Here is a 15883-nt window from a genome sequence, read left to right as displayed (position 1 = left end):
CACCCGGGATTTTCCTGTTGCGGCGGAGCCCTGTTTCAGTGTATCCGGGCCGCAGTTCAGCAATTGCCGGCCAGACGCCGGCTGATCCGAACGGCGGAGTGTAGCGCAGTCTGGTAGCGCATCTGGTTTGGGACCAGAGGGTCGGGAGTTCGAATCTCTCCACTCCGACCATTTATCCCTTTGAAATTTCTCTTACTTTTCTGATATCGGGATGCCCCCTAGGGGTCCCTGTGAGTGCGCTTCGGGAGCAACGAGGCTTTTGTGGGTATGGTTTTGCCGCCTCCCGATGATTGGTTTGGTGGCGCGCATCTGGTCTTCGAGCTCGTCCAGGTCAAAATTTTCATACCAGTCTGGTGTTCTGAAACCTCGTCGATGACGTGGCCCAGCCTTTTGGAGCGTTGTTCTCTTGAAGCCTCGATGTCGGCGCGGCGCATGTTTGTCGCCATGAAGTGGCGGAGCGTGTAACATCCCCTAGCCGGGATGTTGAGCGGGGTAAGCGGCCGGCCATTCAGGCTCTTCGGCTTCGGATCCTACCCATCGCATTCAAGGGCGTGCTCGCCTACATGACCATTCGGGCCATCGCCACAATGAGCGCTGCCCCCCTCATCAGCCTGCTGGCCGCGGGCTGATCCATTCCCGGCTCTGTCCTGAAGGCACGGCGAGAGACAAAGCTACGCCACGCACCGGGACACGATCAGAGACAGGATTTACCTCGCGAGCACTGCTCTTGATTCAGCATCGCGATCACGGCTGACGGGTAGGCTGCGAGCTGCACTTTTTCTGAGCCCATCGCGCGGCAGCCGAATGCTCATTCATCGATAAAAACAACGCTTTCGTCGAATTGCAGATGACACCAGCTGGGGTGTGTTTATTGACGAAGGTCAAAACATGATTACGGTCGCCGTTTTGCCTTTGTGGCCATCCAGGAGACCGAAAACAAAAGACTTCGGGAGTTCCAGAGAATGATCTATCGCGTTTCACCGGGCGTCGAGGCTGCACACTCAAGTCCGGGAGCGCGCTCTCGAAGCCTGCGGACTGCAATGTTCGGTTCCGTTTCGGCCATCTGCCTGATGGCGGCTTCGGCCGCCCAAGCCGACGATTGCGATTACAGCGGCGACCCCGTCACCTGTTCGATCGATTCCAGTAGCGCTTCCACCAATCTTGACGTGACTGCAAGCTCGGTGGACGCCGGCGACGATGGTGCCGCAATCCAGGTCACGCAGAGCGGCTCGACGCAGACGCTGAACATCAGCTCCGCGACGCACAATTCCGGCTGGCTGATCGGTTCCGAAGGCGCAGCCGGCGACGATAATGGCGGTGCGGCCGGCGCGGGCGGCTGGCTGACGTTGAACAATACCGGCGGGTCCTTCACCGGGTCGGTCGATGCTTCAAGCGGATACAGCTTCGCTTCACTGATCCGGATGGAAAGCATTGGTGGCTCGGGCGATGAGACCAACAATAACTACAAGTCGAGCGGCGGCGCCGGCGGGGCTGGTGGAGCACTGACATTCAGCAGCAAGTCCGGCACAAACTACGCACTAAACGGTTCCAGCAGCGGTGGTGCTGCACTCCTCTATGCGCTTACGGTCGGCGGCGCTGGCGGCAATCAGAACAGCGGTCTGACTGGTGACCAATATGGCGGCGTTGGCGGCGCCGGCGGCGCGATCACTCTCAGCGGCGACGACACCGGTACGGCGACCATCGGCTCGTCCTCGGCGCGCTTCTCCGCACCCGCCGCCGGTGGCGGCTTCGTCGCCGAATCGATCGCCGGCGGCGGCGGCTACAGCAATGGCAATGCGGGAAGCGGGGGCACGATTTCCCTCACCGGCATGCCGACGATCACGATCTACTGGAATGCCACCGGCGGCGGCAATGGCCTCTTCGGTCTTGCCGGTCAGAGCGTCGGCGGCGGCGGCTACAGCAATACCAAGAATGATGCCTCGGACCCCGGCGGCGCGGGTGGCGCCGGCGGCAGTGTCACGGTCAAGAGCAAGAACGACATCACGCTGGACGTTGCCGGGACCGCTTCGGGGATCAGCGCGGCGATGGCTGCGCGCAGCATCGGTGGCATTGGCGGTACCGGTCCGACCAAGGACAAGCCGGGCGGCAACGGCGGTACCGGCGGCGCCATCACGATGGGCAACGACGGCGCTGCGATGTCGATCAGAACTGCCGGCGACTATGTTTACGGCGTGATCAGCCAGAGCCTGGGCGGCCAGGGCGGAGACGGCGGTGACGGAACGGCGCTGGCAGGCCAGGGCGGCGGTGGCGGCTTCGGCGGCAATGCCGGCAGCGTCGGTCTCAGTTTCAGCAATGCCGGAACACTGGTGACAACAGGCGACTATGCCGCCGGCATCATCGCCCATTCGATCGGCGGCGGCGGCGGCACGGGCGGCGAGTTCGTCAGCGTGCTCGGCGGCCAGGCCGGCAATGGCGGCAATGGCGGCGATGCAGGCGACGTTACCGTGGACAGTGACTTCGCCATTACCACAAGCGGCGATAGTGCCTTCGGCATCGTCGCCCAATCCATTGCCGGTAGCGGCGGCACGGGCGGCATCGATGTCTCGACGCTGGTCAGCCTCGGCGGCGATGGCGCCGGTGGCGGCACGCCGGGCGTGGTCACGGTGAATGGTCAGGGTGACATCACGACTGCCGGTTACAATTCGCTGGGCATCATCGCCCAGTCGGTTGGCGGCGGTGGGGGCGCCTCGGGCTCATCGATCGGTCTGGTCAGCATCGGCGGCAACGCCGCTGGCGAGACAACGGCGAATGGCGCCACGGTTGGGGTTTCCAATACGGCGACAATCTCGACCGGCGGCGATTCATCCGCCGGCATCTTGGCGCAGTCGGTCGGCGGCGGAGGCGGCTCGGGGGGCGACTCGCTCGGCATGGCCGGGGTTGGCGGGCAGGGCGCCGCCGGCGGCAGCGGCGGCACCGTTGCGGTTTCCAACCTCGGTGGGATCAACACCTCCGGGGACTATTCTCCGGGCGCGATCGTCCAATCGATCGGTGCTGGCGGCGGAAACGGCGGCTCGGTGCTGACGCTCTCCGCGATCGCATCGATCGGCCTTGGCGGCTTCGCCGCGCAGGGTGGCGATGGCGGGACGATCTGTGTCGATAATACCGCGCAATGCGGCTACACGGATTCGAACCAGGACTTTGTTCCCTATGATGCCTCGCTGATGGCGGCATCAAGCGCCGGTAACGCCGTCATCAGTACCCTTGGCGATTTTTCGCCCGGCCTCATCGCCCAGTCGGTCGGCGGCGGCGGCGGCAATGGCGGTAGCGCCAAGAACTACAGCGTCGCTTCCTTCTTTGCCCTGCAGACCGGTGGCAGGGGCGGCGACGGTGGCAAGGGCGGCATGGTCAGCATCAAGCAGAATAACCTCCAGATCACCACGTCGGGTGCACAGGCTCCCGGCATCATTGCCCAGTCCGTTGGCGGCGGCGGCGGCACGGGCGGCAACGCCAGCTACTTCAATGCGACTGCCGGCTTCAACGCGGCCTTCATCCTGGGTGGCAGCGGCGGTTCTGGCGGAGCTGGCCAGAGCGTCGATGTGAACCTCAGCAACGCCACCATCTTCACCGGCGCCGCCCTTCAGGGCGGAGATGTGAGTATTCCCGCCGATTCAGCCGGTATCATCGCCCAGTCTGTCGGCGGTGGCGGCGGCAATGGTGGCTCCACCTCGGCGAAGGATTTCGTGATTGCCGCGCCAACGGGCACGGGCGTTCCGGTCGCATTCAACTATCAGGCAGCATCGGGTGGCAATGGCGGCACGGGCGGCAATGGCGGCGATGTCAATGTTTCGCTCGATGCCCAGTCGCGGCTGACGACGCTTGGCGACGGTTCGCACGGCATCATCGCCCAGTCGATCGGCGGTGGTGGCGGCAATGGCGGCGATTCTTCCGTGCTTTCGACGACGCTGGGCGACGAGGATACCGTCGAAGTGACGGCAAGCGTCGCTCTGGGCGGCGGCGCGGGAAATATCCTGAGCGGCAAAATTGATGGCATCAAGGGCACCAACGGCAACTATTTCTTCAGCACCGCGGGCGGTGGCGGTGGCGGCGTGGTTTCCGTCGATCTCGGCTCGTCGAGCAGCGGCGCCGCGATTTCCGACACAACCGCAAGGATCGCCGGTCCGACGCCTGCAGCCACACTGCTGACCTATTCCGACAGCTCCTACGGAATTCTGGCGCAATCTGTCGGCGGCGGTGGCGGCAACGGTGGCATGGGCAACAGCAATGCCTACTCCCAGGGCGGCGTGGTCTCGCTGAAAGCCGATATCGGGCTCGGCGGCAAGGGCGGCCAGGGCGGCATCGGCGGGAGCGTGACCGTCAATGAATACGGCGATTTCAACATCCAGACCCAGGGTTCCGGTTCCAAGGCGATCGTGGCGCAATCGATCGGTGGCGGTGGCGGCGCCTCGCAGGGCGGTACGCTCTATATCGCCGGCGACGCCAAGGGCTATGACGGCCGCCTCAATGTCGGTGTCGGCATGTCGGGCGGCGACGGTGGGGATGGCGGCGATGTGACGGCCAACATTTATGGCGGCGTGCAGACCTTCGGTGGTGACGCCGATGCGATCGTGCTGCAGTCGATCGGCGGTGGCGGTGGTATTGGCGGCTCGCTCGGAAGCGACGCCTCCTCGCACAAGATCCTCGATCTGATCGGCAACGTGGAAGATCAGATCGGCCGGCTGACCGATGCCGGCAATACCTATGAACTCAGCGTCGACGTTGGCGGATCCGGCGGCAGCGGCGGTGATGGCAAAACTGTCAATCTCAACTTCACAGGCCAGGTTACGACGATGGGTGACTGGGCCGATGGCGCCGTGCTGCAGTCCGTTGGTGGCGGTGGTGGCCAGGGCGGCTCTTCCGTCGCCTCGGGCAGCTCGATCACGGCCAATGTCGAGGTCGCCGTCGGCGGCAAGGGCGGAAAAGGCGGCGCCGGCGGTGCGGTCGATTTCTATTTCGAACCCTATGGCTCGGATTACATCCATACATACGGTTATGCTGCCTATGGACTGCTCGCTCAGTCGATCGGCGGTGGCGGTGGCCAGGGCGGCGATGGCTCCGACAGCCAGACCGGCACGCTCGCGATCGGTGGTGATGGCGGTGGTACCGGCGGCGGCGGCGGCAATGGCGGTGCGGTTGCGACCTCGAATGTCAGTACGCCCCACATCGTTACGAACGGTTCCGACGCGATCGGGGTCGCCGCGCAATCGATTGGCGGCGGCGGCGGCCAGGGCGGTGCCGGCAACAGCACTGAGGCCACCCGCATCCGCAGTGCCGAATTCAGCGTATCGATCGGGGGCAAGGGCGGTGTGGCCGGCGACGGCGGAACCGTCGATCTCGATTTTGGCACCGGAACCGACATCGTCACCTATGGCGATCGCTCCTTCGGCCTGCTGATGCAGTCGATCGGCGGCGGTGGCGGCATCGGGGCAACCGGCACGGTCGCCGGTGGGCTCGATCTCTCAATCGGCGGCCAGGGCGGAGCGGGCGGCGACGGCAAGGCGCTGACGCTCAATTTCGCCGCGTCCTCCGGTCAGGGCATTGAGACCAGTGGCGCCGGGGCGCATGCACTTGTCGCTCAGTCGATCGGTGGCGGCGGCGGTATCGGCGGCGATGCGACCGGTGGCATTCTCACCGTGCTGCCGATCAACACCGAGGCCTCCGGCGGCGCAACCGGCAATGGCGGTGCCATCGGTCTGACGCTGAACGGCCCGTTGGTGGCGACCGGTGCCGAGGCTTTCGGCATTCTCGCACAGTCACTGGGCGGCGGCGGCGGCTTTGGCGGCCAGGGCAACGGGTCCGGTTTCGCCGGCGTGTCCTCGACGGCGACCTCCGGCACGGGCGGCGCGATCACCATCAATTCGTCGGGTACCGTATCGGCGACGGGAACGCATGGCGTTGGCATTTTTGCGCAGAGCGAGGGCATTTCCGGCAACAACAAGGTTGAGATCAACCTCAGCGGAAGCGGCAAGGTTTCCGGTGGCCATAGCGATGACGCTGCGGCGGTCTGGGTCGTCGGCGGTACCGAGAACACGCTCACGCTGACCGACAGTGCCAGCATCCAGTCCGGCGCCTCGGCAACAGGCAACGACTATAATTCCAACTTTGCCGTTTACTACACCGCCAACGGCGCGAGCAGCGCATCGCTGACGGTCGATAACCAGGGGTCGGGCAGCATCAGCGGCAGCGTCAGCAATGCCTCTCAGACGAGCGACGTCGAGGCTCAGGCAATCTCGATTACCAACGGTGTCAACGGTACGCTAACGGACGGCTATATCTACGACGCCGATATCGTCAACAACGGCACCTTCGAAATCGGCCGCAGCCGTCGTCCCGGAACAACGGTGGTTTCCGGGGATTTCGAGCAGGGGGCGACGGGCTGGCTGATCCCGGATATCGACCTCAACCATTCCAATGCCGATCTGCTTTCGCTGGAAGGCGATGCCGCGCTCGACGGAACGCTCGGCCTCAACGCGATCAGCCTGCTGCCGAACCGCTCCGCCCGCTTCCTCACGGTTGCCGGTGACATGAGCGGCGGGCTCACGCCCCGGGATTCGACGTTGTTCGACTATCAGATCGATACCGTAGGCCAGGAGATGTTTTTCAGCGTCACCGGCGCCGATTTCACCCCGGCCTCGGTGACCAACCTCAACAGCGATCAGCATCAGCTTGCAACGACGCTGCAGAAAATCTGGGACGGCGGCGGCAACAATGCCTTCGGCAACTTGTTCGGCGCCTTCGCCACCCAGACTGATGGGGCTCCGGGGAAATACGCCGGAACGCTCGATGAGCTTCGCCCGCGTGCAGCCTTTGCAACGGCCGTGGAACAGAATTTCGAAATGTTGGAATTCGGCGCGAGCCTGATGAGCTGCCCGGAATTCGAGGGTGCCACCGTGAAGGTCACAGAGGGAAGCTGTGCCTGGGCCTCGGTTTCGGGCAGCAACGACCAGCGTGCGGCCGTCGCCAATGCGGCAAGCTATGATCTCGACACGCTGACCTTCCAGTTCGGCGGGCAGAAGGAATTCACCCCCGGCTGGTTCCTCGGCGGTTCGTTTGCCTATCAGCAGAGCTGGCTGTCGCAGGATTCGGGCTCCGTCAGCGGAAACGGCGATGCCGGCTATGCGGGCGTCAGCCTGAAGCATGAGATTGATGGCTGGACCTTCGCCGGCGCGCTTTCCGGCAGCTATGGCAGCTACGATATCGACCGCGCGATCAACATCCCGTATGTTTCCGAGGTCGTCTCGAGCTCGCCCGAGGTTGCCGCGGGCTCCTTCACTGGCCGTATCGCGAAGATGATCGATCTCGATACCGTCTACCTCAAGCCCTATGTCGACCTCGATGCGGTCTACACCTGGCAGGACGGTTACACCGAGAGCGGCACTTACGGGTTGCGGGTCGACGGTCATGGTCAGTGGAGCTTCGCCGCTTCGCCCAATATCGAAATTGGTAGCCGCTATAATTTCGATAGTGGCCAGACGCTGAGGCTCTATGGAAGACTTGGAATGACCTTCATGTCAGGCGACGACTGGCAGACCTCAGCGCAGTTCACCAGCTGGTCGGGTGCCGGCAACAGCTTCGAGACCTCGCTGCAGTACGACAACACCTTCGCCACGGTTGCAGCCGGTTTCCAGCTGACCACCCTGAAGAATGTCGATCTCCGCCTGGAATATGAGGGACATTTCTCCGACAAGCTGACATCCAGCGCCGGCAAGGTGCGCCTCAGCGTGCCGTTCTGATAGGCAGGCGTCGACTGACACCAGGAAATGCAGGACCAAGCAAGTTGGCCGGCGCAGAGCGCCGGCCAAGTTGAATCATCTTCGCGGTATTCTTGCTGGGGAATGCCGACGAGGCTGCCGACATATCGCTTGCCGAAGCCGCGGCCCGCATTTCAGCTCTGCCCAGAGCATTTAGCCCAGGAGGCAAGTCAGTCGTTGCCGGCTGCCTCGTTCAGGCGCTCGATGTCCGGCACGGTGACGTGGCGGTTGTTTTCGACGTGGATGATCTTGTCGTTGCGCAGCTTTGTCATCTGCCGGCTCACCGTCTCGATGGTGAGGCCGAGGAAGTCGGCGATATCGGCGCGTGACAGCGGCAGGTCGAAGGCCGAGCCATCGTCTGCCAAGGGATCGATATGGGTCGCGATCATGTAGAGGAACGAGGCGACCTTTTCGCGCGCGGTCTTGCGTCCGAGCGTCAGCATCCAGTCGCGCGCTTCATCGAGCTCCTTCAGCGACTGGTCGTAAAGGCGATGTTCCAGGCCGGGAGTGTCGGCGATCATGCGTTCGATCACGGCGCGCGGGAAGGCGCAGATTTCCGTACCTGTCGCCGCCTCGGCGGTCAGCGAGCTTTCCGGCGAGAACGGGCGGCCAAGGAAGTCGGGCGCAAACTGCAGGCCGACGATCTGCTGGCGGCCGTCCGCCATCATCTTCGACAGCTTCACCACGCCGCGCAGGATGTTGGAATAGCTGCCGACGCTTTCGCCCTGGCCGACCACTTCCGTGCCGGCATTGATCGTCTTGCGGGTCGAATGCTTGGAGAGCGCCGCCAGCTGCGAGCCGGACAGAACCGAGCAGATGCCGCCGTGGCGTGCCTCGCATGCCCGGCAGACATGGGGCATGACGTTCTCGTCATTGGCAATATCGACTTTATCATCCATGGCCGCACCCGTTCGATCGATAGTGGTCGCGCCTCTGCGTCAGACGCGCGGTCCGGTCTAGACGTCCGGCAATGCCTTCGCAACCGCTTTCGCGCTGAAGACGCCCAGACTGTGATCCTTCTTTTGATTAAAGTCAAAGCCGTGGCGCATTCAAGGCCTTATCGCTCATTTATCGGAATTGACGGAAGGGAAGTGCCCATGGAACCGCGCAACCGGGAACTGCTTGCGATGTTTTCGCAGCCGGTTCCCCGCTATACGAGCTATCCGACCGCGCCCCATTTTACTGGCGATATCGATGGTGAGAGCGTTGCGGCATGGATCGGCGCGCTGAAGGCCGGCCAGACGCTGTCGCTCTATGTACACATTCCCTATTGCGACCGGCTTTGCTGGTTCTGCGCCTGCCACACCAAGCACACGCTGAAATACGAGCCGATCGCCGCCTATCTGGAAAGCCTGAAGCAGGAAATCGCCACTGTGGGCGCCATGGTCGATGGCGGGGTGCGGGTGACGGCGCTCCACTGGGGCGGCGGTTCGCCGACCATGCTCAAACCGGAAGACATGCGCGGGCTGATGGACTGTCTGCGCGCCCATTTCCATTTTGCCGACGATGCCGAGATCAGCGTCGAGATGGATCCGAACGACCTCGACGAGGCGCGCTATGACGCGCTCGCGGAGATCGGCCTGACGCGGGCGAGCCTCGGCGTGCAGGATTTCGACGAAAAGGTTCAGAAGACCATCAACCGGCTGCAGAGCTTCGAACAGACGGCGGCGGTGATCGCGGCGATGCGCGCGCGCGGCATACGCTCGGTCAATTGCGACCTGCTTTACGGCCTTCCTTATCAGACGCTCGAAACGCTGGAGCGCACCGTCAACGACATTCTGTCGCTGAGGCCGGACCGGCTGGCGCTCTTCGGCTATGCCCATGTGCCATGGATGAAGAAGCACCAGACGCTGATTCCCGAAGCGGCGCTGCCGGATGCGGAGGCGCGGTTCGAGCAGATGACGATGGCCGGCGACATGCTTGCTGCGGCAGGCTACCAGGCAATCGGCATCGACCACTTCGCGCTTGCCGATGACAGCCTCGCCGTGGCCGCCCGGGAGCGGCGGCTGAGGCGCAACTTCCAGGGCTATACCGACGACGGCGCCGACGCGCTGATCGGCCTCGGCGCATCCTCGATCTCGGAACTGCCGCAGGGCTACTGGCAGAACATGCCGGCGACCGGGGAATATCGGCGCATGGCGGAAGCCGGCACGCTCGCTGTGGTCCGCGGCATCGGACTTTCGCAGGACGATCGCGTACGCGGCCATGTGATCGAGAAGATCATGTGCGACTATGGCTTCTCGGCAGCCGAGCTCAGGGCACGATTTGCCGCAGCGGCCGAGCCGGTGATTGCCGAGGCGCGGGCCTATGCGCGGCAAAATCCGGCACTCTGTCGTTTCGATCCTCTGGGCTTCCGGCTTGAAAGGGAGGCCTTTCCCTTTGCCCGCTCTGTTGCCGCGATTTTCGATACCTATCTAGGGGTGGGGCGGGGACGCCACTCCTCGGCGGTGTGAGCAAACGATGAAAAAAGCTTGATCCGTTACCCTGCAGCCATTGGCATTTCGCCAATCTTTGCCTATGAGGTAGGCGGATTTGACAGATAAAGAGGTATGGGCGTGAGCGCTACATTCGACAAAGTTGCCGATATCATCGCAGAAACCAGCGAGATCGACCGCGACAAGATTACGCCGGAAAGCAACACGATCGACGATCTGGGCATCGACAGCCTCGATTTCCTCGACATCGTGTTCGCCATCGACAAGGAATTCGGCATCAAGATTCCGCTCGAAAAGTGGACTCAGGAAGTCAATGAAGGCAAGGTCGACGCCGACGAGTACTTCATCCTGAAGAACCTCTGTGCGAAGATTGACGAGCTCCGGGCGGCCAAGGAAGCCTGATTTCGCCCGGGCCGGGCCCGGTCCTTCGTACTGAATGAAACGGGCGGAAAGTCATGCTGCTGGAATATTTCCAAATGGTCGACACCATCGTCTCGGCGGATATCGCCGCCGGGACCGTTGTCGCGCGTTCGACCGTTCCTGACAAAAGCACGGTGTTCGAGGGGCATTTCCCGGGAATGCCGCTTGTGCCGGGCGTGCTTCTGATCGAGACCATGGCCCAGACCTCCGGCATGCTGCTGCTCGGGCTGAATGGCCTGACGGCGATGCCGTTCCTGATGATGGTCGACAGCGCCAAGATGCGGACCTTCGTCGGGCCGGGAGCTGTGCTCGAGATCGAAGCGAAACTGGAGCATGAAGGCTCCGGTTTTGCCGTGACCAAGGCGAAAATCCGCTCCGAGGGCAAGGCGATCGCTGATGCCCAGCTGAAATTCCGCACGCTGTCGTTCGAAGACAATGAGCTCGCACCGCTGGTGCGCAAGCGTGCCGAGGAAGTCGGTCTTCTCGCCGCCATCGGCGGCGCCGGGGCCGGGGAAGGATCGTGAGATGGCGAAATCCGCCAATGATGTCGTTGTAACGGGTATCGGGCTTGCCACGAGCCTCGGCGTCGGCCGAGCGCCGCACGTGACGCTCCTGTCCGGCAGCGAGGCACCGAAGGTCAACGTCGATACCGCGGTCTGCGCGCCCTATCCGGTGCATCCGCTGGTCGAGATCGACTGGAATGAGCAGATCCCGCGTCGTGGCGATCAGCGCCAGATGGAAAACTGGCAGCGTCTCGGCGTTTATGCCGCCGGCCTTGCGCTCGATGATGCCGGCGTCAAGGGCAACGAGGAAATCTGCTCGAGCATGGACATGATCGTTGCCGCCGGTGGCGGCGAGCGCGACATTTCCGTCGACACGATGATCGTCAATGAAGGCCTGCAGAGCAACAACCGAGAGGTTTTGCTGAATCAGAAGCTGACCACCGAACTGCGCCCGACGCTGTTTCTCGCCCAGCTTGCCAATCTGGTTGCCGGCAATATCTCGATCGTTCACAAGGTCACCGGTTCGTCGCGGACCTTCATGGGCGAAGAAGCAGCCGGCATCTCGGCGGTTTCAACCGCCTACGCGCGCATTCTTGCAGGCCAGTCGACCCACACGCTTGTCGGCGCTTCCTTCATTGCCGAGCGTCGCGACATGCTGCTGATGCTCGAATCGGCACATTCTCTTTCGCGCGGCGAGTGGTCGCCGCTCTGGGATCGCCCGGATGCCGATGACGGCGGCATGGTGATGGGCACCGCCGGTGCCTTCCTGCTGCTCGAATCGCGTGAGCACGCCGAAAAGCGTGGGGCCCGCATCTACGCCGTGCTCAATGGCGTTGAGGGTGATCGCGGCCGTCGCGACGAAGGCAAGCTCGAAAAGCGGCTTGAACGGCTGTTTTCGGATGCCTGTTTTGCCGATGCTTCGGAAAATGTCGTGCTTTCCGGCGCCACCGGCCGCGGCGATCTGACGCTGCGCGAGGCGGCCTTCGTCGAGGAACATTTCCCGCACGCCGGTCTTCGCGGATTTACCGGCGTCACGGGCCACTCTATGGAAGCGAACTTTACGCTTGGTATCGGCCTTGCGGCGCTCGCGCTTGAACAGGGTGCCGTGATGCCGGTGTTCAATGCCGGCGGCCACGAGAAGCCGCTTTCCGGCGCGCCGGACAAGATCGCGGTCACGACCATCGGCCATCAGCGCGGCGAGGGCGTCGCCGTCCTGTCGCGCGACGTGTGAGAAAGGACCCGATGATGAGCAACGCTTATACCGACCATCTGGGCCGCCCGCTTGTCGCCGTCACCGGCATGGGCGTCGTGACCTCGCTCGGCCGCGGCCTTGAGGACAACTGGGAGAAGCTGACGAGCGGCGTTTCCGGTATTCACGAGATTACCCGGTTTCCGACCGAGCATCTTTCGACGCGCATTGCAGGCACGGTGGATTTCATTCCCTCAGAGCCCAATCCGGTCGCACGCTCGTATGCTTTCGCCGAGGCCACCATCGAGGAAGCGTTGGCGGCCGCCGGTCTTTCCGGCGATTTCGATGCCCCGCTGTTTCTCGCGGCCCCACCGGTCGAGCCGGAATGGAGCATGCGCTTCGAGCTTGCGGACCGCGCCGGTCCGCCGGTCGAGGACAACGACGCCTATGTCCGCTTTCTGGCGGCGATGCGCGAACGTGCCGATCCGGCCTTCCACGAGGCGGTGCTGTTCGGCTCGATCTCCGAGCGGATTGCCGATCGGTTCGGCACGCGCGGGTTGCCGGTGACGCTGTCGACGGCCTGCGCCTCGGGCGCGACCGCGATCCAGCTCGGTGTCGAGGCGATCCGCCAGGGCCGCACGGACCGGGCGATGACGGTTGCCACCGACGGCTCGGTCAGTGCCGAGGCGCTGGTGCGTTTCTCCCTGCTTTCGGCGCTTTCCACGCAGAACGACCCGCCGCAGGGGGCGTCCAAGCCCTTCAGCAAGGGCCGCGATGGTTTCGTCATCGCGGAAGGGGCCGCAACTCTGATTCTTGAATCGCTCGAATCGGCTGTCGCCCGCGGCGCGACCGTCTACGGCATCCTGAAGGGGTGTGGCGAGAAGGCCGACCATTTCCACCGCACCCGTTCCTCGCCGGACGGCGCGCCGGCCATCGCGACGGTGCATGCCGCGCTTGCCGATGCCGGTCTCGGCATTGACGGCATCGACTACATCAATGCCCACGGCACATCGACGCCGGAAAACGACAAGATGGAATATGGCTCGCTCAGCGCCGTCTTCGGCGAGCGGCTGCGCTCCATTCCGCTGTCCTCCAACAAGTCGATGATCGGTCATACGCTGACGGCGGCCGGTGCTGTCGAGGCGGTGTTCTCGCTGCAGACCATGCGCACCGGTGTGCTGCCGCCGACCATCAACTACACGGTGCCCGATCCGGCCATCGATCTCGACGTCGTGCCGAACGTCAAGCGCGAGGCATCTGTCTCCTCCGTGCTGTCGAACTCCTTCGGCTTCGGCGGCCAGAATGCCTGCCTGGTGATGACCCGCGAACCGGGCTGACCGGGCGCATGGCTCAAGCGGGCGGCGCGCAATCGCGCCGCTTCGCTATTGACCTGCGGCATGCCGCGCGTCTATTCAGGCCGGAAACGGACGCCCCCGATCGCGATCATGTCGCGTCGTATCTTCCGAAAATCGCTTCCGATATCGGTGTCCGGTGCGTTTTGGCCTGAGGATGGATGAATGCGTGCATTGCAGCTGACAGATGACCGTAAGATCGAGGTACGGGATGTGCCCGCGCCGGAAGCGCCCGCGCCCGGCGAGGTAACGCTGAGGCTGCAGGCGGTCGCGCTCAACCATATCGATGTCTGGGGCTGGCGCGGCATGGCGTTCGCCAAGCGCAAGCTGCCGCTCACCATCGGCGCTGAAGCTTCCGGCGTCGTCGAGGCTATCGGCCCGGGTGTCGGTAATGTGCTTCCCGGCCAGCTCGTCTCGATCTACGGCGCGCGCATCTGCGGCCATTGCAAGGCCTGTCGCGAAGGCCGCGACAACCTTTGCGAACATGTGGGCGGCGTTCATGGTTTCCATCTCGATGGCTTCGCTCAGGACAGGATCAACATTCCGGCCCGCCAGCTGGTCGTCGCGCCGCCCGGCGTCGATCCGGTTGCCGCGGCGCTCGCGCCGGTCACCTTCGGCACGGTCGAGCACATGCTGTTCGACAATGCCAAGCTGCAGCCGGGCGAAACCATTCTCGTTCACGCCGGCGGTTCGGGCATCGGCTCGGCCGCGATCCAGCTTGCCAAGCGCATGGGCTGCACCGTGATCACGACGGTGGGTTCCGAAGACAAGATGGAGAAGGCCAGGGCCCTTGGCGCGGATCATGTCATCAACTACCGCGTGGATCGCTTCGAGGGCGTCGTACGCAAGCTCACCAAGAAGAAGGGCGTCGATGTCGTCTTCGAGCATGTCGGCGCCGATACCTGGGCGGGCTCGATGCTGTGTATGAAACGTGGTGGCCGGCTGGTGACCTGCGGTTCGACCTCCGGTGTTTCCACCAACGTCAATCTGATGATGCTGTTCCAGCAGCAGCTCAAGCTGCTCGGCTCCTTCGGCTGCCGCATGGAAAACATGGCCGATGCGATGCAGAAGATGGCCCAGGGTATCGTTCATCCTGTGATCGATACCATCGTCGATTTCGACGGCATTGATACCGCACTCGCGCGGATGGAATCGCGCCAGATCTTCGGCAAGATCATCCTGAAAGTGGACCCGTCCCTTTGAAATCGGTCATCACCCGCGTCGTTCTGAAAGCCCGGCAGTTCCAGCAATGGTCGGTGGCGCAGCTGCTCTTCGCGCTGCTGACATTCCTGAAGCTGTTTCCGGCCGATGCCTCGATCCGCTTTGCCGATCGCTTCATGCGCCGGCTTGGGCCGAAGCTCGGCCGGCACAACCTGATCATGAAGAACCTGCGCAATGCCTATCCTGAAAAGGATGAGGAGGAGCTTTCGCGGATCGCGGTTGCAAGCTGGGGGCATATCGGCCGGCTGGCGGCGGAATACGTGTTCCTCGACAAGCTGTTCGATTTCGATCCGGAAAACCCCGGTGTCGGGCGTATCGAGGTCGAGGGCGTCGAGCGTTTCATGGAGCTCTTGAACCGCGACAAGCCGTTCATCGTCTTCACCGCCCACACCGGCAACTTCGAACTCCTGCCCGTCGCGGCCGCGTCTTTCGGTCTCTACGTGACGGTGCTTTTCCGCCCGCCGAACAACCCCTATGTCGCCGATAAGGTGTTCCGCTTCCGCAAGAAGCGCATGGGGCGTCTCGTGCCGTCGCATGCCGGGTCGGCCTTCGCGCTTGCCGGCGCGCTTGAAAAGGGGGAGGGCGTCGGCGTCCTGGTCGACCAGAAATTCCGCCGCGGCACGGACACGCAGTATTTCAATCAGGACGTCAAGACCAATCCGTTGCTGGCAAAGCTTGCCCGACAGTTCGACTGCACGGTCTATCCGGCCCGCTGCATCCGCCTTCCGGACAACCGGTTCCGCCTGGTGCTCGAGCCGGAGGTGACGTTGCCGCGTGACGGGACAGGGCGCATCGACGTGACCGCGACCGCCCAGTTGCTCAACGACAAGGTGGAGAGCTGGGTGCGTGAATATCCGGAGCAGTGGCTCTGGTATCACGACCGCTGGAGCCGCCGCAAAACCGTTGCAGAGCGCTATCGCGAGCAGAACGAAAAGAAGAACAGGCGAAAAAAATAGGCGGACCGCTTCTCGCGATCCACCTTCCGCAACGGCGG

The 15883-nt window shown here is 63.4% G+C and carries 9 protein-coding genes and 1 tRNA gene; 9 read left to right on the top strand and 1 reads right to left on the bottom strand.

All coding sequences use genetic code 11. From position 1 onward, the window contains the following. The first annotated feature begins 94 nt into the window (after positions 1 to 94). Together TM49_RS17200 and TM49_RS17185 are read left to right on the top strand one after the other, a co-directional pair. Positions 95 to 171, top strand: a tRNA-Pro gene (locus TM49_RS17200). Positions 172 to 1040: 869 nt separating this feature from the next. Continuing rightward, positions 1041 to 7751 (top strand): autotransporter outer membrane beta-barrel domain-containing protein, encoded by a 6711-nt coding sequence (locus TM49_RS17185; RefSeq protein ID WP_052699905.1) that lies wholly within the window; start codon positions 1041 to 1043, stop codon positions 7749 to 7751. 188 nt (positions 7752 to 7939) lie between these two features. Here the strand turns inward: TM49_RS17185 and TM49_RS17180 are convergent, their stop codons facing one another. Then, on the bottom strand, positions 7940 to 8668 hold the full coding sequence (locus TM49_RS17180; RefSeq protein ID WP_045683073.1) for a Crp/Fnr family transcriptional regulator: 729 nt from the start codon (positions 8666 to 8668) through the stop codon (positions 7940 to 7942). A 198-nt stretch (positions 8669 to 8866) separates the two neighbouring features. Here TM49_RS17180 and hemN point away from each other — a divergent pair, with 198 nt between their 5' ends. The 7 genes from hemN (at position 8867) to TM49_RS17145 (ending at position 15845) form a co-directional block, all read left to right on the top strand. Continuing rightward, entirely contained in the window at positions 8867 to 10222 is a 1356-nt protein-coding gene (gene hemN / locus TM49_RS17175; RefSeq protein ID WP_045683072.1) for an oxygen-independent coproporphyrinogen III oxidase, read from the top strand. A 96-nt stretch (positions 10223 to 10318) separates the two neighbouring features. Beyond that, positions 10319 to 10606 (top strand): acyl carrier protein, encoded by a 288-nt coding sequence (locus TM49_RS17170; RefSeq protein WP_144409593.1) that lies wholly within the window; start codon positions 10319 to 10321, stop codon positions 10604 to 10606. A gap of 53 nt (positions 10607 to 10659) precedes the next feature. Continuing rightward, complete coding sequence (locus TM49_RS17165) at positions 10660 to 11148, top strand: ApeI family dehydratase (protein ID WP_045683071.1); 489 nt, start codon at positions 10660 to 10662, stop codon at positions 11146 to 11148. 1 nt (position 11149) lies between these two features. Beyond that, complete coding sequence (locus TM49_RS17160) at positions 11150 to 12358, top strand: beta-ketoacyl-ACP synthase (RefSeq protein WP_045683067.1); 1209 nt, start codon at positions 11150 to 11152, stop codon at positions 12356 to 12358. A gap of 11 nt (positions 12359 to 12369) precedes the next feature. Further along, complete coding sequence (locus TM49_RS17155; protein ID WP_045683065.1) at positions 12370 to 13653, top strand: beta-ketoacyl-ACP synthase; 1284 nt, start codon at positions 12370 to 12372, stop codon at positions 13651 to 13653. A 180-nt stretch (positions 13654 to 13833) separates the two neighbouring features. Further along, positions 13834 to 14871 carry a zinc-binding dehydrogenase gene (locus tag TM49_RS17150; RefSeq protein ID WP_045683063.1) on the top strand — a complete coding sequence of 346 codons (1038 nt, stop codon included), beginning with the start codon at positions 13834 to 13836 and terminating at the stop codon, positions 14869 to 14871. Beyond that, on the top strand, positions 14868 to 15845 hold the full coding sequence (locus TM49_RS17145; RefSeq protein ID WP_045683061.1) for a lipid A biosynthesis lauroyl acyltransferase: 978 nt from the start codon (positions 14868 to 14870) through the stop codon (positions 15843 to 15845). Before TM49_RS17150 ends, TM49_RS17145 begins: the two co-directional genes overlap by 4 nt. Positions 15846 to 15883 lie beyond the last annotated feature (38 nt).

This window comes from Martelella endophytica (assembly GCF_000960975.1).
GTDB classification, from domain to species: Bacteria; Pseudomonadota; Alphaproteobacteria; order Rhizobiales; family Rhizobiaceae; genus Martelella; species Martelella endophytica.
This window is presented reverse-complemented; position numbering and strand designations above follow the sequence as displayed.

What these genes read in the sequence shown, in the direction of transcription:
- TM49_RS17185 (WP_052699905.1), top strand. Translation starts at nt 1,041, where the DNA reads ATGTTCGGTTCCGTTTCGGCCATCTGCCTGATGGCGGCTTCGGCCGCC.
- TM49_RS17180 (WP_045683073.1), bottom strand. Translation starts at nt 8,668, where the DNA reads ATGGATGATAAAGTCGATATTGCCAATGACGAGAACGTCATGCCCCAT.
- hemN (WP_045683072.1), top strand. Translation starts at nt 8,867, where the DNA reads ATGGAACCGCGCAACCGGGAACTGCTTGCGATGTTTTCGCAGCCGGTT.
- TM49_RS17170 (WP_144409593.1), top strand. Translation starts at nt 10,319, where the DNA reads ATGGGCGTGAGCGCTACATTCGACAAAGTTGCCGATATCATCGCAGAA.
- TM49_RS17165 (WP_045683071.1), top strand. Translation starts at nt 10,660, where the DNA reads ATGCTGCTGGAATATTTCCAAATGGTCGACACCATCGTCTCGGCGGAT.
- TM49_RS17160 (WP_045683067.1), top strand. Translation starts at nt 11,150, where the DNA reads ATGGCGAAATCCGCCAATGATGTCGTTGTAACGGGTATCGGGCTTGCC.
- TM49_RS17155 (WP_045683065.1), top strand. Translation starts at nt 12,370, where the DNA reads ATGATGAGCAACGCTTATACCGACCATCTGGGCCGCCCGCTTGTCGCC.
- TM49_RS17150 (WP_045683063.1), top strand. Translation starts at nt 13,834, where the DNA reads ATGCGTGCATTGCAGCTGACAGATGACCGTAAGATCGAGGTACGGGAT.